This window comes from Myroides sp. C4067 (genome assembly GCF_038039665.1).
GTDB classification, from domain to species: domain Bacteria; phylum Bacteroidota; class Bacteroidia; order Flavobacteriales; family Flavobacteriaceae; genus Flavobacterium; species Flavobacterium odoratimimum.
Genome location: NZ_JBBPHJ010000004.1, coordinates 37,905 through 57,306 on the forward strand (window position 1 = coordinate 37,905; position 19,402 = coordinate 57,306).

Consider the following 19,402-nt stretch of genomic DNA (forward strand, 5'->3'; position numbering starts at 1 on the left):
AATGAAAGAGGGTTTTTTAGTAGTAATACTTCTTTAGTTTTTGTGATTTATTGATTTTGTATTTTGAATTAGGAGAAGTTCTTTAGAAGAGTTTTTTTTTGAACTATCGAGATTTGTTTTTCTAGAGGAAGGGATAGGACAATAAATATTCAATATAACGAAGAGAGGAATAGTTGTACAGCGATTGCAGGTCGAGACATATTTTGTTTTGAATGAGTCCGTAGTGAGTCCGATATGAGTCCGTAGTAAGTCCGTTATTTTACCTAAAATAACGGTGTCATAACACTGGTGTATTGTACTTAAAGTTAAATCAACTGCATTATAATCACTTTCAGTGTGCTATTTTAGTAATATGAGAGGTAGTGAGCAGTAAGGAGTAGATATAAAAAAAGCTACCTCTATAAGGTAGCTTTTTAGAAAAAGTAATCTTATTATATTGCGCTAAGTTTGTCTAATGTATATACAATTAGTTTGTCAACAGCTGCATAAGGATCTTCTGAGAATGTTCCGTTAGCTCTATTTGCAATAATTGTATTAAGAGATACTGCATGATGTCCTAATAAGTTACATAAACCATAGATAGCAGAAGTTTCCATTTCGAAGTTTGTAATACGGTATTCACCGAATTTAAAGTTATCGATTTTGTGGTTTAGTTCTGGATCTTGGATTTGTAGACGAAGTACACGTCCTTGTGGACCGTAGAATCCACCTGCTGTACCTGTAATTCCTTTGAATGTTAAGTCACTTTCTAATTTAGCTTCTAACTCTGCACTGTTTTTAATGAAGTATGGGCGTCCTTTTTTAAGATCCCAATTTGTATGTTCAATAAAAGCGTCTTCTAAAGCAACATCTGTAACTCCGTCAATAAGGTAAGAACGCATTAAGTTATCAAGTCCTAATCCATACTGAGATAGTACAAAGCTATTCACAGGGATATCTGTTTGTAAAGAACCTGATGTACCTATTCTTACAATATTTACAGAAGTAAGATCTTTTTTAATTTCTCTAGTTTCTAAATCAATATTAAATAGAGCATCGATTTCATTAACAGCGATATCGATATTATCAGGTCCGATACCTGTAGAGATTACAGTTAGACGTTTTCCTTTATACGTACCTGTAGTTGTTTTAAACTCTCTTTTTTGTGTTGAAAATTCAATAGCATCGAAGTGCTTAGTGATTCTGTCTACACGGTTTTGGTCACCTACGAATATGATGTCTTTAGCAACATGTTCAGGTCTTAAGTTTAGATGGTATACACTACCATCAGGGTTTAGAATTAATTCAGATGATTTAATCTTCATAATATTAAATTTTTAATTAGCCGCCTACACGTTTTACTTTGTAGCCCTCTTTTATTAAATAATCCATTATTTTATCGCGAAAATTACCTTGTATAATTATTTCGCCATCTTTTGTACTTCCGCCAACACCACATAGTGTTTTTAGTTTTTTAGCTAAATCTTTAAGGTCGTCTTCATTTCCTTCAAAACCTTTAATAAGGGTAGCTACTTTACCACCTCTATTCTTTTTGTCTATATGTGCTTCTAATCTTTGAAGATTAGGGGCAAGAGTTTCTGTGGATTCTTCTTGTTCGAATTCAAAATCTTTATTAGTAGAAAAAACAAAGCCTCCTAAGGCATCTAAGCTATTTAACTTTTTACTCATTTAGTTATGTAATATGGTGCTTATAAAAATGATTAATCTAAAAGCGTATTCTAGTCTTTCTACAAGAGAATGATTAGAATGCTATGTATATAAGTAAAGATACGAAATATGTTAAAATCAATCAATATAAATAGGGTAAAAAAAATGACCTTTTACGAAGTATATCGCATGAAATAAAAAAGAGGGAGTAATGGGCTCCCTCTTTTAAGAATATGTTTTTATTAGGATAGATTATTTAATCAAGCCTAATTCAACTAGTCTTTGGTGTAAGAACTCTCCTGAAGTAATATCTTCATATAATTTAGGATTATTCTCATCGATACAATTCTCTAAACAGTTTAGTGGCATTGTGCTCACTGGGTGCATAAAGAATGGAATAGAGTATCTAGAAGTTCCCCATAGTTCACGAGGAGGGTTAACTACTTGGTGGATAGTTGATTTTAATCTATTGTTAGAGTGACGAGATAACATGTCACCAACATTGATTACTAATTCATCATCAGCTGCGATAGCATCGATCCACTGTCCGTCGTGGTTTTGTACTTGTAGTCCTTTACCTTGAGCTCCCATTAACAGAGTGATTAAGTTAATGTCACCATGTGCAGCTGCTCTCACAGCATTTTTAGGTTCGTTCTGGATAGGAGGGTAGTGGATAGGACGTAAGATACTGTTTCCGTTTTTAACGAATTTGTCAAAGTAGAACTCGTCTAAACCTAAGAATAAAGCAAGCGCACGCAATACGTATACACCTGTTTTTTCTAACATTTGGTAAGTTTCTTTTCCAACAGCGTTAAATTGAGGTAATTCTTTTACTTCTACGTTAGCAGGATAAGATGCTTCTAAAGCAGGATCATTTTCAACGTACTGTCCAAAATGCCAGAACTCTTTTAGATCACCTTCTGTTCTTCCTTTAGCATGCTCTTTACCAAAAGAAACATATCCTCTCTGACCACCAATACCTGGTACTTCATAAGAATTTTTAGTCTCTAATGGAAGATTAAAGAAATTACGAACTTCTTTATATAGATTATCAACTAATTGATCATCTAAAAAGTGTCCTTTTAATGCTACGAATCCAATTTCTTCGTAGGCTTGGCCGATTTCATTTACAAACTTTTGTTTACGTACCGGGTCATCCGATAGGAAATCACGTAAGTCAACACTAGGAATGTTTTGCATTTTCTAAGTTGTTATATATGCTTACTTGAGTTATTTGACACAAATGTATATTATTTTTCCACAAAATAGTGTTGATAACTACAATTTATATTTTTTTTAGGTCTGAATTATTCAAGATATGTGATTGTGTGTGTTGAGAATTTCGAAAGAATAGTATGTTTATAGGATTGTGATTTTTTTAATGAATGTAAAAAATTAATGAATTTTTTTATAAATTGCCGTAATAACCATTAAAATAAAAAAACTATGAAATTACCTATTGAATTAAAATCGAATGAATTTGTTGTATTAGTAGCGGTGGACATTGATCCTAAATACAAGGTGTCTAACGCTGATGAGTTTTATAATACATTACCAAAGAGCTTTAAGCCAATTTTTAAGAAAGTAGTAGGGTCGAATATGAATATATATTGCGTATGTAATAATCAAGACGATTTTATGTTTTGTCTAAGACAAACAGGGTATAAGACGACTTTATTGTAAAAAATAGTAATTTTGCTCCTGATAAAATTAAGATAGTAGAATGAGTAAAAAGGTAGCAAAGACTAATGCTTTACGTATATTAGATAGTAAGAAGACAAGTTATGAGATGTATGAGTATGATATTTCTGACGAACTAATAGATGGTAAATCTGTCTGTGAAAAGTTAGGAATATCTGAACTAGAGTCGTTAAAGACTTTGGTGGCTCATGGTAAGGGGAATGCGATATATGTTTTTGTGGTTTCTATTAATAGTGAGTTAGATTTAAAAAAGGCAGCTAATATCTGTGGAGAAAAAAAGATAGAAATGTTAGCTGTAAAGGATTTGTTAGGAATAACAGGATATATTAGAGGAGGATGTTCTCCTATAGGGATGAAGAAGTTATATCCTACATTTATAGATATAGAAGTAAAAGATTTAGAGACTATCTATGTAAGTGGTGGACGTAAAGGACTGAGCATTGGTATTAGTCCTGGGGATTTAGCGAATATTGTGAATGGTAAGTTCGGTGATATTGTTAAAAAAGAGTAATCCTAAAATGAAATGTGTGTATAAATTGCGTGATTAGTACAAAACAAATGATTTAATATGCATGTATTTATTAATGTTTTGTTATAATTATGACAATAGGTGTCAAAAGGAAATGCAGTTTAATTATTGTTGTTGTATCTTTGCAAGGACAAATAAGATGAAAGTTTAAAGAATGTAGTCATTCAGAGTTAAATTAATACTAAAAGAGAGTGAATAATTCTTTTTAGAAGATAGTAGGATTTATCTTTGCATACTGTAAAATTGAAAATATGATATTGGCGTTAACTGTTTCGTTGTTTCCTTCTTGTGGGGTAGATCAATCTAAAGAAAAAAGCTTTAAAGAAGCTAGTAATAAACAAATTGACCTATTGAGCAAGAATGATTTAGATGGTACTTTTTTTAAAGCAGTAGCTCAAGATTTACCACAGGTTGTATCAATTGGGAAAAAAGGAATTGTTTATTCAAGTACAAAACCTAATCAGAAGATAATTTTTCCATTTGTAGAACCATTAGTGGATGGAGAATCTAGAATATATAAGTCTTATACGAAGCATGAGGAGATAGAGATCGTGATTTATGAAGATGAGACTGCGAAGGACTTTGCAGATGGTAGATTTGATCACTCTGTTGCAGTGCGTTTAATTAAGAAACACGATGGTGTGGAAGATGATGTAATTGATTTTGCTTGTTTTGGACACTATTTATATACAGATAAATTATCTGGTAACTGGATTTTTCAGTCTTATGAAGATAAGAGAGTAGAAGAATTAGGTATTAATCAGATTCCTATGATTTGTATTGATATTAATACACGTAGTTTCTCTGGAAGTGGAGGGAATCACATGATTTATGGAGATGTTAGATGTGAAGGGGATTCCATCTTCTTTAAAGTAGTACTTTCTCCAGAATATGTGACTGAGATGTATCAGAAAGAGAAGGAGCTACTAGCAGTATTAGATAGTTGTGATCGCTTTGAGCTTAAAGATGATTACTTGTATCTGTATGAAGAAGGAAAGCAAAAGCTTATGTTCTTAAGAGATACATACAATATGTAGAATAATTGTATTGAAATAAATAATAAAAAATGGAAGGTTAACTAGTTAACCTTCCATTTTTTTTAGTTCTTCTATAGACATCTTATCAGGTCTTTCTTCAATAGTCTTATAAGCATCTACGATTTTCTTTACTAATCTGTGTCGTACGATATCTTTATCATCTAAATATAGCATTCCTATTCCATCTACGTCTCTTAGGATATAAAGAGCTTCTTTTAATCCAGAAGATACTTTACGAGGTAAGTCTATCTGACCAGGGTCTCCTGTGATGATGAATTTAGCATTTTTACCCATACGTGTCAGAAACATCTTCATTTGAGAATGGGTCGTATTCTGAGCTTCATCTAGGATAACAAAGGCATTATCTAATGTACGTCCACGCATAAAAGCTAATGGCGCTATCTGTATAACCCCTTTAAGGATATAGTCATCTAATGTCTGTGGAGGGAGCATATCTCTAAGTGCATCATATAATGGTTGCATATAAGGATCTAGCTTCTCCTTCATATCTCCAGGAAGGAAGCCAAGGTTCTCTCCAGCTTCAACAGCAGGTCTAGTAAGTATGATTCTCTTTACCTCCTTGTTCTTTAAAGCTCTTACAGCTAGTGCTACCCCTGTATAAGTTTTACCAGTACCAGCAGGTCCTATTGCAAAAACCATATCGTTCTTTTCAACGAACTTGACTAGTTTTTGTTGATTAGGGGTGATTGCTTTGATAAGTTTTCCAGATACTCCATGTACGAGAATGTCGTCTGTAGGAAGAGAAGGAGGTGCACTATCAAGGACTAATCTTTCGATAATGTTTTCATCGATGCGATTATATCTGATAAAATATTTGACTAGTCGGTCAAAACTCTTCTCAAATTCATCTAAAATTTCTGGATCTCCATAAATCTTTAGGACTGATCCTCTTGTCACAATTTTAACTTTTGGATATAATTTTTTAAGTATATCTAAATGAGTGTCTTGTGGGCCCCAAAAATCTTTAGGGCTAAAATCTGTTAATTCTATTATCCTTTCGTTCAATACCTGTAGAGTTAATTAAAAAAAATAATCTAATTTTGTATATTCAAATCTACTATAAAAAAATCATTTTTCTTAAAAATATATTGAAAAATAATAATGCAGAGAATAATTACACTAACAACAGATTTTGGATATCGGGACCACTATGTAGGAGCTTTGAAAGGGAAGATCTATTCGAATATCATTGGCTGTAATTTAGTTGATATCTCACACGAAATAAGTAAATATAATACCGAAGACGCTGGATTCGTTATCGGGGCAGCATATAGCCAATTTCCGAAAGGTACTATTCACATTATAGCAGTTGATGCTTCTGTGACCGACTATACAAAGGCAATTTGTGTAGAATTTGATGGGCATTATTTTATTACAGCAGATAATGGAATAGTTAGTATTATTTTAGGAGATGAGGATTTCGATAAAGCAATAGAGATTAATCATGATGGTATGATGAAATCAAATGATATATTTGTCTATTGTGCATATCAACTAAATGAAGGTCGTCAATTAGAAGAAATAGGAGTGATGTTAGAATCTATCTATAGTCCTAGTAGACTGGCTACAAATGTCGTTTTAAATAGAAATAAAATAACAGGTAAGGTGATCTATGAGGATTCTTATGGTAACCTTGTGACTAATATCCATAGAAGTGACTACGAAGTAGTCTCAGAGGGGAGAGAATTCGCTATCAGAGTTAAGAATTATAGAATCAATCGAATAAATGACTATTTTGCAGACTTCAAGCTTAATGATAGAGCTACCTTAAAAGAAAGGGCAGGCGAACTAGTTGCTATATTTAATGATATAGATTTGTTGACTATTGCATTGTTCTATTCTAAACCTGACACACCAGGAGGAACTCCGCGAAAATTAATGAATCTTCAGTTAAATGATACTATTGTCATTGAATTTGATTCTGAAACACAATATTAAAATAAAAAGTATGTTTATAAGAATTGTAAAGCTAACCTTGCTTGAAAATAAGGTACATGATTTTTTAGAGCATTTTGATACGATTAAGGATAAGGTAAGACATTATCCTGGTTGTCAATTCTTAGAAGTATATCGTGATAAGGATCAATCTAATATTTTCTTTACTTATAGTTATTGGGAAGATGAAAGTAATCTAGAAGCATATAAAAAATCAGAACTTTTCGGGGAGATATGGCCTTACACAAAGACTTTATTCAAAGAGAAAGCAGAGGCGTGGAGTGTGGATAAAGTCGTTACTCTTAAATAGATGTTTTTATGAAGGCAATTAGTCTTAGAGAAATTAGAGCTTTCTTTAGCTCATTGACAGGTTATCTTGTTATCGTCCTATTTTTAGTGATAAATGGAGCTCTGCTATGGTTTATAGATGGAGAATATAATGTGTTGCAAAGTGGTTTTGCTGATTTATCTCCATTCTTTTATTTAGCGCCTTGGGTGTTGATATTTTTGATTCCCGCTGTTAGTATGAAGAGCTTTTCAGAAGAGATTAAAAATGGAACGATAGAGTTGCTGTTGACTAAGCCTTTATCTGTTTGGCAGATTGTACTAGGAAAATATCTAGGAGTATTCACATTGATATTTATGGCTATTGTGCCTACTGTAGTTTACGTTTTTGTGCTGAATAATATTGTATTAGAAGGACAGGTAATTGATTATAGCAGTATAATAGGTTCATTTATAGGATTGTTATTTTTAGTGAGCTGTTATGTTTCGATGGGGGTATTAGCTTCTTCATTGACAGAGAGCCAGATCGTAGCCTTTATAGTAGGTGTTGTTTTGTGCCTGTTTTTTTCATTGGGAATCGATATGTTAGCAGGGCTATTTGGAGAGTGGTTTGAAAAAATAGGGATTCTATATCACTTTAGAAGTATTTCGAAAGGAGTGTTAGACACTAGAGATTTGATTTATTTCGGATCTATGACTGTTTTATGTCTAGGGGTAACTGTCTTTAAAATTAAAACACTGCGCAAATAATGAAAAAGTTTCAAAAAAGAGATGTAAAACTACTGGTTCGATTATTAGTTGTTTTGGTTATTATTAACGTTATCAGTGCTCTAACTTATACACGTATTGACTTTACGCAAGATCAGAGATATACTTTGTCTAAAAGCACAGTTGGGATAGTAGATAATGTTCAGGATCTGTTAATCGTAGATGTGTTTTTAAAAGGGAGCTTCCCATTAGAGTTTAGAAGGTTACAGAACGAGACAAAGCAATTACTAGAGGAAATACAATCTAGAAATGAAAATATTAAGTTTAGATTTATAGACCCAAATGAAGAAGGAGCTAATAAGGCAGAAACTTTAGAACAATTATACGAGTATGGATTAAAACCTGTAACCATTACAGTAACGGATAAAGGGGCTCAAAGTCAACAGCTAGTTTTTCCTTGGGCATTAGTAAGTCAAGGAGAGAAGGTTGCTAGAGTACAATTACTGAAGAATATGATGGGGGCGAATACAGAAGAAAAAGTGATTTCGTCTGTACAGCATTTAGAATATGCATTAGCTGAGGCTATCAGTAAAGTAACAATAGAGAAAAGTAAAAAAATAGCTATTCTTAAAGGAAATGGAGAGTTAGATGATGCTTATATAGCAGATTTTCTGATGACTTTACGTGAGACTTATCACTTAGCACCATTTACATTAGAAAGTGTGTCTAATGAGCCTCAAAAAACCTTAGATCAGTTAAAAGAATTTGACTTAGCGATTATTGCAAAACCAACAAAAGCTTTTTCTGAAGAGCAGGTAGGAGTGTTGGATCAGTTTGTAATGAATGGAGGTAAAACGATGTGGTTGTTAGATCAAGTTCAAGCAGATTTTGATAGCTTGCGCTCGAATGGGACTATGTTAGCGTATAATAAAGACCAAAGCTTAGGAGAATTGCTTTTTAGATATGGTATACGCATCAATCCTGTGCTTGTAAAGGATGAAATCAGTACAAAAATAAAATTAGCATCAGGTAGACAAGGGAGTGAAACTGTGTATACAGACTTCTTGTGGAAGTTTGCACCATTTGTTTATCCAGATATAGACCATCCTATTGTAAAGAATATAGAAGGAGTGAAGTATGATTTTGCTTCTCCTATCGACACTCTAAAAAATGGAGTTAAAAAGACTATTTTAGCTAAATCCTCAAAGTACTCTAGTTTAGTAGGAGTTCCAGGTGAAATTAGTTTTAATGTTTTAAAGGAAGAAGTTACTCCTGAGTTTTATGAAGGTAAAGGAAGTTATATTTTAGGCGTTCTATTAGAGGGGGAATTTCCTTCTGTTTTTAAGAATAGAGTATTGCCTTTTACAATAGATAAACCACTTTCAGAAAGTAAACAAACACAAATGATTGTAATTTCTGATGGAGATATTATTAGAAATCAGCTAGACGATAAAGGAATGCCTTTAGAGTTAGGTTATGATAAATGGACTAATATGCTTTATGGAAATAAGGAGTTATTAGTAAATTCTGTAAATTATCTTTTAGACGATACGGGACTTATTAATTTGAGAACCAAAGAGGTTAAGATTCCGATGCTAGATAAAGTTAGTGTAGAACGTGAATATACTTCTATCCAAATGAAAGTATTAGTGATACCTATAGCGCTAGTTGTAGTTTTCGGAACTATATTTATTCTTATAAGAAAACGCAAATTCAATAAAAAGTAACGCAATAATCCTTTTATTATTGGTAATAATCGGATATATTTGTAACTGTAAAAGTATTTTTACATATAAAACAATTATAGTATGAAGTTTATAGTATCGAGTTCCTACTTGTTAAAGCAATTACAAGTTCTAGGTAGTGTAATAAACAGTAGTAATACCTTACATATCTTAGATAACTTCTTATTTGAGTTAGATAATAATGTATTAAAGGTATCTGCTTCAGATTTAGAAACTACAATGTCTGCTACTTTAGAAATTGAATCTACAAGTCAAGGAAGTATAGCTGTTCCTGCAAAGTTATTGTTGGAAACATTAAAGACATTTCCTGAGCAGCCATTGACTTTTTCAGTTAAGGAAAACAATACAATTGAAATTAGTTCAGACGTAGGTAAATACGTTTTAGCATATGCGCAAGGAGATGAGTTTCCTAAAGCAGAATCATTAGAGGATCCTTCTAGAACAGAAGTTCCTGCAGGAGTTTTAGCAACAGCTATTAGCAAAACTATATTTGCTGCTGGAAATGATGATTTACGTCCTGTGATGTCAGGAGTATTTTTTCAATTCTCTCCTTCAGGATTAATCTTTGTGGCAACAGATGCACATAAGTTAGTAAAGTATTCTCGTACAGATATCGTTTCTTCGAACGAGGCTAGTTTTATTATGCCTAAAAAACCACTTAATATTCTTAAGAGTATTTTAATGGCTTTAGGAGCAGATGTCGTTATAGAGTTTAATGAATCTAATGCACAATTCTCATTTGAGAATTATACTTTGACTTGTCGCTTGATTGATGGAAAATATCCAAATTATGAGGCAGTTATTCCTAAAGAGAATCCTAATAAGCTTTTAATCAATAGAACACAGTTTTTAAGTTCTGTAAGACGTGTTTCTATTTATGCTAATAAAACAACACATCAAATAAGATTAAAAGTTGCTGGTACAGAATTAAACATATCTGCTGAAGATATTGATTATTCTAATAAAGCAGATGAGCGTCTTACTTGTGATTATCAAGGAGATGATATGCAAATCGGATTTAACTCTAGATTCTTATTAGAGATGTTAAATAACTTACAGTCTGATGATATTTTATTAGAGATGTCATTACCTAATAGAGCTGGAATCTTGACACCTGTAGATGGGTTAGAAGATGGTGAAACAGTTACGATGTTAGTAATGCCTGTAATGCTTAATAGTTAAGAAATAAGCTATATAATATATAAGCCTCTCTTCAATTAGAAGGGAGGTTTTTTTGTTTCTATTAGTCAAAGATATCTGATAAGTGTATTTGAATACATAGCAATACAATAAGTTTAAAATTGCTTGAAAATGCACTAGGTAATTCGTTTAGTGATATGCTGTACTATACCCCAAATAAAGTAAGTGAATGTCAGTAATGTAATAATAGAAGAAATTACAGTGATACCAAGTGCTATACCAAAGATGTGATCTAGATCTGTATGTATATATTGAATCAAGTAATCTATTGCTAGACTATTAAAGTAGATGGAGACAGATAGAGTGATTATCTGAATGATAAAAATTGACGGTTTCATAATAAAAGATGTTTATCTAGAAGACCGCTAAGACTATACCAAGATCAAGTAAATGTTTCAATAGAAACATTATAATGTTGTATACTTTGAATAGTATATTAAATAATCTGAATATAGTAAAAAGTATTTGTTGTTTTTGTTGTTGTTTGTGAGTTTGGCTATTACTGCTAGATTACTACTTCCGTCATTGAGTTAGTATATAGATTAGTATCTAAAGTCATATTTAGCTCTGGAGTAGGTATTCCTAATAATCTCTTTAGGCTATTTAGGTTCTTCATGATATCTAATCCGTTGTTTTTACATTTGTTTTCTAGAGTAGAAATCTGTTGTGTTATAATGTCTTGTATTTCATACGTTTTGTAGCTTAGAAGCTCTTGTTCGTTGATTTGGAATAGGATTTTTAGTTTGTTTAAATCCTGTAGATGGTCTTCTGTTAGATATCCTATAGTATCTAGTATTTCTAGTTTAATATCTACGAATAAATTGATTAAAGTCTTTTTAATACTTAAGATATTTTCTATTTGGTTATTCTCCAGCATGCCATAAAAACCAATTGGCGTAATGGTGTTTTGTGTCAAATAAGAAAGTATGTAATTGGTGGTGTTTTTACTTTCCTTTTTAGCATTTAGATTTGACAAGTGATTTTGTAAATCAGATTTGAATACTATCATATTTATGGTGTTTTTATTTGATTTATTACATATGCTAAGATAATTATTATTGTTAAAATAATGGTTTATTTTTATATATTTCGTTTGTTTTTAGAATTCAATAGTATAATGTGTTTAAATTGATTAATAATAGTTTGATATGCGTGTTTTTTGTGTTTTTTAAATAAAAGTTTAGTTTTATGTAATAATTATATATTGCAACTTTTAGTCAGTACGCTGTTTTAGTGTTTCTTAAGTATTAAAAAAATGTTTATTTATCTGTATTAGTCTTGAATTAGCCAAATTGTATCTATAAATTATGATATTAAGAAATCGATTTATTTCTTTAGTTTTGTTTTAAAATAAAGGTAGATGAAAGCTTTTTTAGTCATAGTAATTTTTTTATTGATAGTAGCTATTGTATGTTTAGTGTACTTAATTGTACAGAATAATAAAAAGCGTTTAGAATTAGAAAAGGAAAAATATCTCTTTGATTCTAAGATGCGTTATTTACAATTAGAAAACCTTGAGTCAAGATTAGATCCTCACTTGTTTAAGAATATTCTAAATTCTATTCAGTCTCATGCTTATCAGACCTACTATGCATTAGATAAGATGGCAGGTGTGTTAGATTATATTTTATATGATAGCCAGAGAAAAATGGTCTCTCTAAAAGAAGAACACGAATTTGCTTTGCGACTTATCGATATCAATAAGATTAAGCTTAATCCTCTTTTTAGGCTTGATATACGATCTAATATAGGTGAAGGGGAGGTGTTTTATACAGAAGAGTTAATCGCTCCTCTTATATGTGTAGAATTGATTGAGAATGCTTTTAAGCATGCAGACCTGGCAAGTACAGATGCTTTTATCTCTATTTTGTTTAAACTGAAAAATGGGCATTTCGATTTGTTAGTTTCTAATAAAAAATCCCGTATGAAGACCCTACATAAAGAAAAAGGAGGTTATGGCCTTACAGCTTTGAATAAGCGACTCGAACTGATATATGGGAATGCTTATAAATTAGAAAAGAACGAGGATGATCATATTTACTCTACGCACTTAAAAATTAATTTACATGATTTCAAAACTAAAATGCATACTACTAGATGATGAACTTTTAGGGTTAAAGTATTTAAAAATGCTATGTGAGCAAATAGAGGAAATAGAAATCGTAAAAGCATATAACGATCCAGCAGTCTTTTTAGAAGAAGCACCACATCAAGACTTTGATGTGGTCATATTAGATATCAATATGCCTGGATTAGATGGTCTAAGTGTAGCGCAACTGCTCCCTAATAAAGGCGTTATCTTTGTGACAGCTTATAAAGAATATGCTTTAGAGGCTTTTGAAATAGAAGCAATAGACTATATAGCTAAACCAATTAAAAAAGAGAGACTTCACAAAGCAGTATTGAAAGCAATGCGACAGTATAAACCAGTCGATGAAGCTACTTTTATTACTATTAATTCTAACAAAGGAAAAGCATTGCTATACTTCTCTGATATTCTTTATATCACAACTAATGAAATGGACAGTAGAGATAAAGATGTGTATTTAGAAAATAACCAAGTAGTGATAGCGAAGAATATGTCACTAGATAAGTTTGTTTCAGCTTTGCCTAGTTCTAAGTTCTGTCGTATCAATAAAGGGGAATTAATCGCTCTAAGAATAGTTCGTTTTTTTAGTCATGATGAGATAACGACTACACTTAAAGGAATTGACGGGAAACCCCTAGAATTAACACTTGGGATGACTTATAAAACTGACTTCTTAGAAAAGATATAAAATTCATTACAGAAAAACATACTTTCATTACAACTTGGTGGTCTTTGGATTCATTCTTGCTATTTACAAATATTATTATAGAGATGTTTGTATCGTTAAAAAGTAAGTACTATGTCAAAGTTTAAAAATTCTCTTTTATATTTCTTTATTATAGGAGGGTGCTCCGCCTTAATGTATTGGGTAGTTTCTAAAGGAGTGAAATTAGAATCGAATGTCGTTAAAGTAGTGTCTGATAAAAGTATTTTTGAAAACTTCTTAGATACGATACAAGACAACCTAAATTTCCCATTGGCTTTATTATTAGCTCAGATTGTTACGATTGTTTTAGTGGCTAGGGTATTCGGGTGGATATGTAAGAAGATAGGACAGCCTTCTGTAATTGGAGAAATTATTGCAGGTATTGCCTTAGGTCCTTCTTTTGTAGGAGCTTATTTTCCAGAATTCTCAGAAGCGTTATTTCCTGTACATTCATTAGGAAATTTAAGTTTCTTAAGTCAAATAGGGTTAATTCTCTTCATGTTTGTCATCGGAATGGAGCTAGACTTAAAGGTGCTAAAGAATAAAGCACATGATGCTGTTCTGATTAGCCACGCTAGTATTATTATTCCTTTCGCCTTGGGAATGACTCTTGCTTATTATATTTTTACTTCCTTCGCACCAGAAGGAGTAGAGTTTCTATCCTTCGGATTGTTTTTAGGTATATCTATGAGTATCACTGCCTTTCCAGTATTGGCGCGTATTGTGCAGGAGAGAGGATTACAAAAGACACGTTTAGGAACTATCGTTATTACCTGTGCCGCGGCAGATGATATTACAGCTTGGTGTTTATTAGCGGCTGTAATAGCGATTGTACAAGCAGGAAGTTTTGCTAGTTCACTTTACATCATGGCTCTAGCTATTATTTATGTAATCGTGATGCTAAAGTTAGTCAAGCCATTCTTGGCGCGTATTGCTAAGTATCAGCCAACGAGTAATATGTTCTCTAAAGGAACAGTAGCTATATTTTTATTGACTTTAATTATTTCTTCTTATTGTACAGAGGTAATCGGTATCCATGCTTTATTTGGAGCCTTTATGACAGGTGCAGTGATGCCAGATAATATGAAGATTAGAAATATCTTTATTGAGAAGGTGGAAGATGTAGCAGTAGTTTTATTCTTACCTCTATTCTTTGTGTACACAGGTTTACGTACAGAAATAGGGCTTTTAAATGAACCTTATCTATGGAAGGTGACGGGAGTAATTATCTTAGTAGCAACGATAGGAAAGTTTGTCGGTAGTGCCTTAACGGCCAAGATAGTTGGTATATCTTGGAAAGATAGCTTAACGATAGGAGCACTGATGAACACTAGAGGGCTAATGGAACTGATTGTATTGAATATTGGTTTTGATCTAGGTGTATTGACAGGAGAAGTGTTTGCTATGATGGTGATTATGGCCTTAGCAACGACCTTTATGACAGGCCCAGTATTAGATTTAATTGCAAAAATATTCGGCCCATTAGGAGATGATGAAGTAAAAACAGTAACTCCGAATTTAGGAAAATATCAAGTATCTCTTTTCTTTGAAGACAAAACAAGCTTGGCTCCTCTGATGAGACTGGCTAGTAGCTTTGTAGGTAAAAATAATGCAGATACAGGGATTACAGCGATGCACTTAGTAGATAGTATTGAAGTAAATGCTTTTACCTCTACAGAGTATGAGAATGAAATATTTGAAGCAGTACAAGAAGAGGCAACAGCCTTAGATCAAGAGGTACAGACCTATTATAAGGTATCCAATGATATCGAAAGTGATGTGGTCAATGTAGTTAATGAGCAAATCAGTGATTTATTGTTAATTGAGGTAGGATATTCTATCTATAGAGGGTCTTTATTAGGGAATATTTTAGGCTTTACCACTCGTATTATCAATCCAGATGTGCTATTAAACAAGGTAACAGGAAAAGAAAAATTCTTTGAAAACTCGTGGTTTAATGCTAGAACTCAACAAATACTTAATAGATCTAAAGTACCTGTGGGAATTTTTATCAATAAAGACTTCGATAAGGTAGAACAAATCTTTTTACCTGTGTTCTCTAAACAAGATTTGAAGTTGTTAAGTTATGCACAGAAGTGGATTCGCAATAGTGAAGCACAGATTACGGTGTTAGACGCAACAGGGCAATTAGAAAGTTATCCCGAGTTTAAAGAACAGATTAGATTGATTGAACAATTTAAACCTAACCATATCCGCATTGTAAACGCAAAAGAAGTTAATAATGAGTTTGTCAAAGATTTTAATCTAATGTTGATTAGTTTAGAAAGCTGGAAAACATTAGTGGAAGAACGAAAAACATGGCTAAACAGTGCACCATCTATGTTGTTAATTCAACTTTAGTAATTGTTGTGTGTTTTATATTAATTTGTGGTACTGCTCTCCGTCCAGGGAGCAGTTTTTTGTTTAGAATACAGAGATTACTGGATAGTATTGTATTGTTGTTTGCTTTGAAATATGTGATTAACCTCAGAATTATTTAATATCTTCACATAGATATTCCAGGTTTAAGGTATGATAGACATAGAAACAAGTATTCATGATGCTTACTCGATAGAGGTAAAGGTTGGTTTTAAAACAAAAAAGATAGGTCAGACAGCTGAGTTTGATATTAATACCTGGTTTTTTATTCCTAATAGCCTAGACATTAATGCATCTACATATACTAAAGATCAGTTTTATTCAGATGTTAAGTCTAAAGTTAGATTTATTACCCCTATTTACCTTCTAAAAGAGATTGTTGATAACGGAGCAGTTCCATTGAATAATTTGCGTTCAGCCTTAAATGATGTGTTGCAATCAGAAGAAGATTTATCTGAGTTATTAATGGAGTATGAGTTTCAGTTGAAGATGTTCATGGCTATCTTTAGAAGTGCCATCCGAAATCATTTGACAGAGATTAAAAAATGCTATCAAACTGATGATTTAGAAGTAAGATGCCTTGAGTTTGCTTCTGCAGTAGAGAATATCTCTATTCAATTTAGAGGTTTGAGAGAATTGTTGGTAGGAGTAGAAGAGGGAAGTGAGACAAGAAACTATTATGATTTTGCAGATGAATATTTATCTTATGCTATAGTACATCAAGTTTTCGGTTTTTTAGAGCTATTAGAGGGAGAACAGTACAATTTGTCAGAGAAAGTGCGTCAACATCTAATCGGATTGATAACACGAGAAAAAGAGTATATGAAAATACACAACTATCTAGATATTAAGAAAGGGGATAGAGAGAATAACCAGAAGGTGGTGTATAGACATACGATGTTAGATAAGTATATAGAATCTGATTTAGCTCTAATTTCGAATAAACGAAAAGACGAAGATGGTGTGATTGCACAACAGATTTATTATAGTTTAGCAGCAGGTTTATCTATGATTTTTGCTACTATTATTGCTTTCTCTTTTCAACAGAAATATGGCAACTTTACGATGCCTTTATTTGTAGCATTAGTTATTAGTTATATGTTGAAAGATAGAATTAAGGAGCTAATGCGTTATTACTTTATTGGAAAGTTAGGAGGGAAGTATTTTGATAATAAAACGAATATTAGTGTAAAGGATCAGAAGATAGGATGGATAAAGGAATCTGTAGACTTTATAGCAGAAGAAAAAGTGCCTGAAGAAGTGCTTAATTTGCGTGATCGTTCAGCCTTATTAGAAATAGAGAATAAGATTCACAACGAGAAGATTATGTTGTACAGAAAGAAAGTACACTTAGATAATAAAAAAGTGATTAAAGAAAGTACATATGCTTTTGACGGAATTAACGACATCATTCATTTTAATCTAACTCGACTTACCCAAAGAATGAATAACCCTTATGTGACAGTGTATACTTTAGATCAAAATGATTTAATAGGGGAGCCAGAAAGAATATTAGCAGATAAGATCTATTATCTTAACTTCATAGCACAAATAAAGTATGAAAATATCGTAGAGTATAAACGATTTAGAATAGTGTGTAAACGAACAGGTATCGAAACAATAGAAGAACTTTCTTTGAGTTAGTTGTAGAGCCCAAAGAAAGTTAGTTATAATATAAGAACTAAGGTGCCTCCTACGATTAGGCATCCACCAATGATAGTTTTAAGATCCATAGGTTCTTTTAAGAAGATAAAAGAGATGATCATGACAAATACAATACTTAGCTTATCTATCGGGGCTACTTTAGAAACAGGGCCTGATTCTAAAGCTTTAAAATAGAATATCCACGATAGCCCTGTTGCAATTCCTGAAGCGATTAAGAAGATAATATTAGATTTGCTCAATTCTTTCATTCCTTTAAAATCGCTATTTGCAATCACTATTCCCCAAGCTAATACTAGGACTACACTGGTGCGTATAGCTGTCGCTAGATTGCCATTAATTCCTTTTACCCCTACTTTAGACAATATTGCAGTTAAAGCTGCAAAGACAGCAGATAGTAAAGCATAGTATTTCCACATAATTCTTTATTATAAATAATCATCTAGAGGACACTGTATAGGTACAGGGATATCTCTTTTTATTTGTTCTTTAAATTTGCTCAAATCTACACTTTTAGAAGTAAAGATGTTTATAATTTCCATATTACTTCCATTTGGACGAATACTAAGTTTAGAATTTATAGATCCATCACTATGCTCTATGGTTTCTATACACATATATTTGACCTCTGCTAGAGGTATTATATGAGCATAGCGATCATCAGAGAAGCCTATTTCATCATTATTATCATCTATCCAAATAAAGGGCTTGTTTTGAGAGATTTCTTGTATAAAAGTTGGTACTCTATAGATATGTGCTGTTTCTTTATAGGTTTGTATATCCAGTATTATATCGCCTGATAGTGTTGTACAATTGACTATAGATAGTTTAAGTATATACTCAGGATAAACTACAGTATTTAAATACTCTTTTAAATTAGTAATTAAGAAAAATACTTTATTATTAGCTGCTTCTAGCTCTACAGGATAAGCATTAGAGAAATAAAACTCTAGGTATTCTGTTCTTACTTTTGTACTAAATATCACTGTTTTGTCCTCTTCTGTATCAGTAGAGGCATTAGTTAGACTCTTGTTTTCTAATAAAGCATTTTTTAATAAAGCATAAGGTTTACTAATAGTCTGCTTGTATTCACAGTAAGAAAAGTAGTTACTTACTGGAATATTTTTTCGATGACAATCATAGAAACTAAAATCGTTTAAAACAAGGTTGCCTATTCTTACAGGAACTTTAAATGTATATTTAATTAAATCATCTTCATTAGAAGGTTGGGTGACTAAAACTTCGTCTAAAGCAATTACATCTTCATAAGGAGTTTCCCATGACACAAAGGTTTTTGTTTGATTCTGTAATTCATATCCTTCTAGGATTGTATCCGCATAGGTTCCTTGTTCTAGTACTTTACAGTTACTAGGGTTTTTTCTGGCCCATACAAACATATTTCTATCACAGCTAAAAGTTTCTTCAAATATGGTTAGTAGAACAGGGTTAAAACCTAGTTTCTCTGCAAGATGTAGAAAAGTAGGCAGGAAGTTTACTGATGATGTAGGGATATGGCTATTGTGCTTTCCTGCTATAAACAGCAAAGGCTTATTGTTGATGCAAGTAAAATATAAAACATCTATATCATCGATATTCTGGTTACAATTGTAATAAGGTATTTTGTTTTTGCTTATTAAATGATTATCAAGTATAAAAACAGCATTATCACAATTTTGTAAAGTCAAAAAATCTAATGACGTATTGTCTATTTCTTTGTTGTTTTTTCTTTTTAGAAAAAGTTTTAAATAGTTAATCATA

Annotated in this window: 20 protein-coding genes; 12 read left to right on the plus strand and 8 right to left on the minus strand. The window is 32.1% G+C overall.

Features of this window, described 5'->3' with window-relative positions:
• Positions 1-431 precede the first annotated feature (431 nt).
• The 3 genes from AABL87_RS03700 to AABL87_RS03710 all read right to left on the minus strand — a co-directional run bounded on the left by AABL87_RS03700 (position 432) and on the right by AABL87_RS03710 (position 2,847).
• The gene (locus AABL87_RS03700) at positions 432-1,304 is read right to left on the minus strand and encodes a nucleoside phosphorylase (protein WP_286394200.1); all 873 of its coding nucleotides are present in this window, start codon (positions 1,302-1,304) and stop codon (positions 432-434) included.
• 16 nt (positions 1,305-1,320) lie between these two features.
• The gene (locus AABL87_RS03705; RefSeq protein WP_006259036.1) at positions 1,321-1,668 is read right to left on the minus strand and encodes a translation initiation factor; all 348 of its coding nucleotides are present in this window, start codon (positions 1,666-1,668) and stop codon (positions 1,321-1,323) included.
• A gap of 231 nt (positions 1,669-1,899) precedes the next feature.
• The gene (locus tag AABL87_RS03710) at positions 1,900-2,847 is read right to left on the minus strand and encodes an isopenicillin N synthase family dioxygenase (RefSeq protein ID WP_006261068.1); all 948 of its coding nucleotides are present in this window, start codon (positions 2,845-2,847) and stop codon (positions 1,900-1,902) included.
• 246 nt (positions 2,848-3,093) lie between these two features.
• On the opposite strand from AABL87_RS03710, the gene AABL87_RS03715 reads away from it, so the two are divergent.
• From AABL87_RS03715 to AABL87_RS03725, 3 genes are all read left to right on the plus strand, one after another.
• The gene (locus tag AABL87_RS03715) at positions 3,094-3,330 is read left to right on the plus strand and encodes a hypothetical protein (RefSeq protein ID WP_006259033.1); all 237 of its coding nucleotides are present in this window, start codon (positions 3,094-3,096) and stop codon (positions 3,328-3,330) included.
• A gap of 40 nt (positions 3,331-3,370) precedes the next feature.
• Entirely contained in the window at positions 3,371-3,859 is a 489-nt protein-coding gene (ybaK, locus tag AABL87_RS03720) for a Cys-tRNA(Pro) deacylase (RefSeq protein ID WP_006261069.1), read from the plus strand.
• A 269-nt stretch (positions 3,860-4,128) separates the two neighbouring features.
• The gene (locus tag AABL87_RS03725) at positions 4,129-4,914 is read left to right on the plus strand and encodes a hypothetical protein (RefSeq protein ID WP_006259031.1); all 786 of its coding nucleotides are present in this window, start codon (positions 4,129-4,131) and stop codon (positions 4,912-4,914) included.
• 45 nt (positions 4,915-4,959) lie between these two features.
• On the opposite strand, the gene AABL87_RS03730 is transcribed toward AABL87_RS03725, so the two are convergent.
• Complete coding sequence (locus AABL87_RS03730; protein WP_006259030.1) at positions 4,960-5,940, minus strand: PhoH family protein; 981 nt, start codon at positions 5,938-5,940, stop codon at positions 4,960-4,962.
• 96 nt (positions 5,941-6,036) lie between these two features.
• Here AABL87_RS03730 and AABL87_RS03735 point away from each other — a divergent pair, with 96 nt between their 5' ends.
• From AABL87_RS03735 to dnaN, 5 genes are all read left to right on the plus strand, one after another.
• Complete coding sequence (locus AABL87_RS03735; protein ID WP_006259029.1) at positions 6,037-6,873, plus strand: SAM hydrolase/SAM-dependent halogenase family protein; 837 nt, start codon at positions 6,037-6,039, stop codon at positions 6,871-6,873.
• A 10-nt stretch (positions 6,874-6,883) separates the two neighbouring features.
• A complete protein-coding gene (locus tag AABL87_RS03740; RefSeq protein ID WP_006259028.1) occupies positions 6,884-7,180 on the plus strand; it encodes a putative quinol monooxygenase in 297 nt (98 codons plus the stop codon).
• Positions 7,181-7,188: 8 nt separating this feature from the next.
• Positions 7,189-7,905, plus strand: a complete 717-nt coding sequence (locus AABL87_RS03745) for an ABC transporter permease subunit (protein WP_006261071.1) — start codon at positions 7,189-7,191, stop codon at positions 7,903-7,905.
• Positions 7,905-9,590 (plus strand): gliding motility-associated ABC transporter substrate-binding protein GldG, encoded by a 1,686-nt coding sequence (gldG, locus tag AABL87_RS03750; protein WP_006265186.1) that lies wholly within the window; start codon positions 7,905-7,907, stop codon positions 9,588-9,590. The genes AABL87_RS03745 and gldG overlap by 1 nt, the downstream gene beginning before the upstream one ends.
• 81 nt (positions 9,591-9,671) lie before the next feature.
• Positions 9,672-10,790, plus strand: coding sequence for a DNA polymerase III subunit beta (gene dnaN / locus AABL87_RS03755; RefSeq protein WP_006259025.1), 1,119 nt, complete (start codon positions 9,672-9,674; stop codon positions 10,788-10,790).
• Between the two features lie 134 nt (positions 10,791-10,924).
• On the opposite strand, the gene AABL87_RS03760 is transcribed toward dnaN, so the two are convergent.
• Together AABL87_RS03760 and AABL87_RS03765 are read right to left on the minus strand one after the other, a co-directional pair.
• A complete protein-coding gene (locus AABL87_RS03760; protein WP_006259024.1) occupies positions 10,925-11,146 on the minus strand; it encodes a hypothetical protein in 222 nt (73 codons plus the stop codon).
• A 167-nt stretch (positions 11,147-11,313) separates the two neighbouring features.
• The gene (locus tag AABL87_RS03765) at positions 11,314-11,817 is read right to left on the minus strand and encodes a hypothetical protein (RefSeq protein ID WP_341276951.1); all 504 of its coding nucleotides are present in this window, start codon (positions 11,815-11,817) and stop codon (positions 11,314-11,316) included.
• A 351-nt stretch (positions 11,818-12,168) separates the two neighbouring features.
• Here AABL87_RS03765 and AABL87_RS03770 point away from each other — a divergent pair, with 351 nt between their 5' ends.
• The 4 genes from AABL87_RS03770 (at position 12,169) to AABL87_RS03785 (ending at position 17,626) form a co-directional block, all read left to right on the plus strand.
• Complete coding sequence (locus AABL87_RS03770; protein WP_006261074.1) at positions 12,169-12,909, plus strand: sensor histidine kinase; 741 nt, start codon at positions 12,169-12,171, stop codon at positions 12,907-12,909.
• Positions 12,875-13,585, plus strand: coding sequence for a LytR/AlgR family response regulator transcription factor (locus AABL87_RS03775; protein WP_341276952.1), 711 nt, complete (start codon positions 12,875-12,877; stop codon positions 13,583-13,585). The genes AABL87_RS03770 and AABL87_RS03775 overlap by 35 nt, the downstream gene beginning before the upstream one ends.
• Before the next feature lie 111 nt (positions 13,586-13,696).
• Complete coding sequence (locus AABL87_RS03780) at positions 13,697-15,964, plus strand: cation:proton antiporter (protein ID WP_006265187.1); 2,268 nt, start codon at positions 13,697-13,699, stop codon at positions 15,962-15,964.
• A 171-nt stretch (positions 15,965-16,135) separates the two neighbouring features.
• Complete coding sequence (locus AABL87_RS03785; RefSeq protein WP_341276953.1) at positions 16,136-17,626, plus strand: hypothetical protein; 1,491 nt, start codon at positions 16,136-16,138, stop codon at positions 17,624-17,626.
• Positions 17,627-17,649: 23 nt separating this feature from the next.
• On the opposite strand, the gene AABL87_RS03790 is transcribed toward AABL87_RS03785, so the two are convergent.
• Together AABL87_RS03790 and AABL87_RS03795 are read right to left on the minus strand one after the other, a co-directional pair.
• The gene (locus AABL87_RS03790; RefSeq protein WP_006263465.1) at positions 17,650-18,063 is read right to left on the minus strand and encodes an EamA family transporter; all 414 of its coding nucleotides are present in this window, start codon (positions 18,061-18,063) and stop codon (positions 17,650-17,652) included.
• A gap of 9 nt (positions 18,064-18,072) precedes the next feature.
• A complete protein-coding gene (locus AABL87_RS03795; RefSeq protein ID WP_341276954.1) occupies positions 18,073-19,401 on the minus strand; it encodes a hypothetical protein in 1,329 nt (442 codons plus the stop codon).
• Between the last annotated feature and the right edge of the window lies 1 nt (position 19,402).

Bases quoted from the DNA above. Each gene is read 5' to 3' on its own strand.
- AABL87_RS03700 (WP_286394200.1), bottom strand. From the start codon at position 1,304: ATGAAGATTAAATCATCTGAATTAATTCTAAACCCTGATGGTAGTGTA.
- AABL87_RS03705 (WP_006259036.1), bottom strand. From the start codon at position 1,668: ATGAGTAAAAAGTTAAATAGCTTAGATGCCTTAGGAGGCTTTGTTTTT.
- AABL87_RS03710 (WP_006261068.1), bottom strand. From the start codon at position 2,847: ATGCAAAACATTCCTAGTGTTGACTTACGTGATTTCCTATCGGATGAC.
- AABL87_RS03715 (WP_006259033.1), top strand. From the start codon at position 3,094: ATGAAATTACCTATTGAATTAAAATCGAATGAATTTGTTGTATTAGTA.
- ybaK (WP_006261069.1), top strand. From the start codon at position 3,371: ATGAGTAAAAAGGTAGCAAAGACTAATGCTTTACGTATATTAGATAGT.
- AABL87_RS03725 (WP_006259031.1), top strand. From the start codon at position 4,129: ATGATATTGGCGTTAACTGTTTCGTTGTTTCCTTCTTGTGGGGTAGAT.
- AABL87_RS03735 (WP_006259029.1), top strand. From the start codon at position 6,037: ATGCAGAGAATAATTACACTAACAACAGATTTTGGATATCGGGACCAC.
- AABL87_RS03740 (WP_006259028.1), top strand. From the start codon at position 6,884: ATGTTTATAAGAATTGTAAAGCTAACCTTGCTTGAAAATAAGGTACAT.
- AABL87_RS03745 (WP_006261071.1), top strand. From the start codon at position 7,189: ATGAAGGCAATTAGTCTTAGAGAAATTAGAGCTTTCTTTAGCTCATTG.
- gldG (WP_006265186.1), top strand. From the start codon at position 7,905: ATGAAAAAGTTTCAAAAAAGAGATGTAAAACTACTGGTTCGATTATTA.
- dnaN (WP_006259025.1), top strand. From the start codon at position 9,672: ATGAAGTTTATAGTATCGAGTTCCTACTTGTTAAAGCAATTACAAGTT.
- AABL87_RS03760 (WP_006259024.1), bottom strand. From the start codon at position 11,146: ATGAAACCGTCAATTTTTATCATTCAGATAATCACTCTATCTGTCTCC.
- AABL87_RS03765 (WP_341276951.1), bottom strand. From the start codon at position 11,817: ATGATAGTATTCAAATCTGATTTACAAAATCACTTGTCAAATCTAAAT.
- AABL87_RS03770 (WP_006261074.1), top strand. From the start codon at position 12,169: ATGAAAGCTTTTTTAGTCATAGTAATTTTTTTATTGATAGTAGCTATT.
- AABL87_RS03775 (WP_341276952.1), top strand. From the start codon at position 12,875: ATGATTTCAAAACTAAAATGCATACTACTAGATGATGAACTTTTAGGG.
- AABL87_RS03780 (WP_006265187.1), top strand. From the start codon at position 13,697: ATGTCAAAGTTTAAAAATTCTCTTTTATATTTCTTTATTATAGGAGGG.
- AABL87_RS03785 (WP_341276953.1), top strand. From the start codon at position 16,136: ATGATAGACATAGAAACAAGTATTCATGATGCTTACTCGATAGAGGTA.
- AABL87_RS03790 (WP_006263465.1), bottom strand. From the start codon at position 18,063: ATGTGGAAATACTATGCTTTACTATCTGCTGTCTTTGCAGCTTTAACT.
- AABL87_RS03795 (WP_341276954.1), bottom strand. From the start codon at position 19,401: ATGATTAACTATTTAAAACTTTTTCTAAAAAGAAAAAACAACAAAGAA.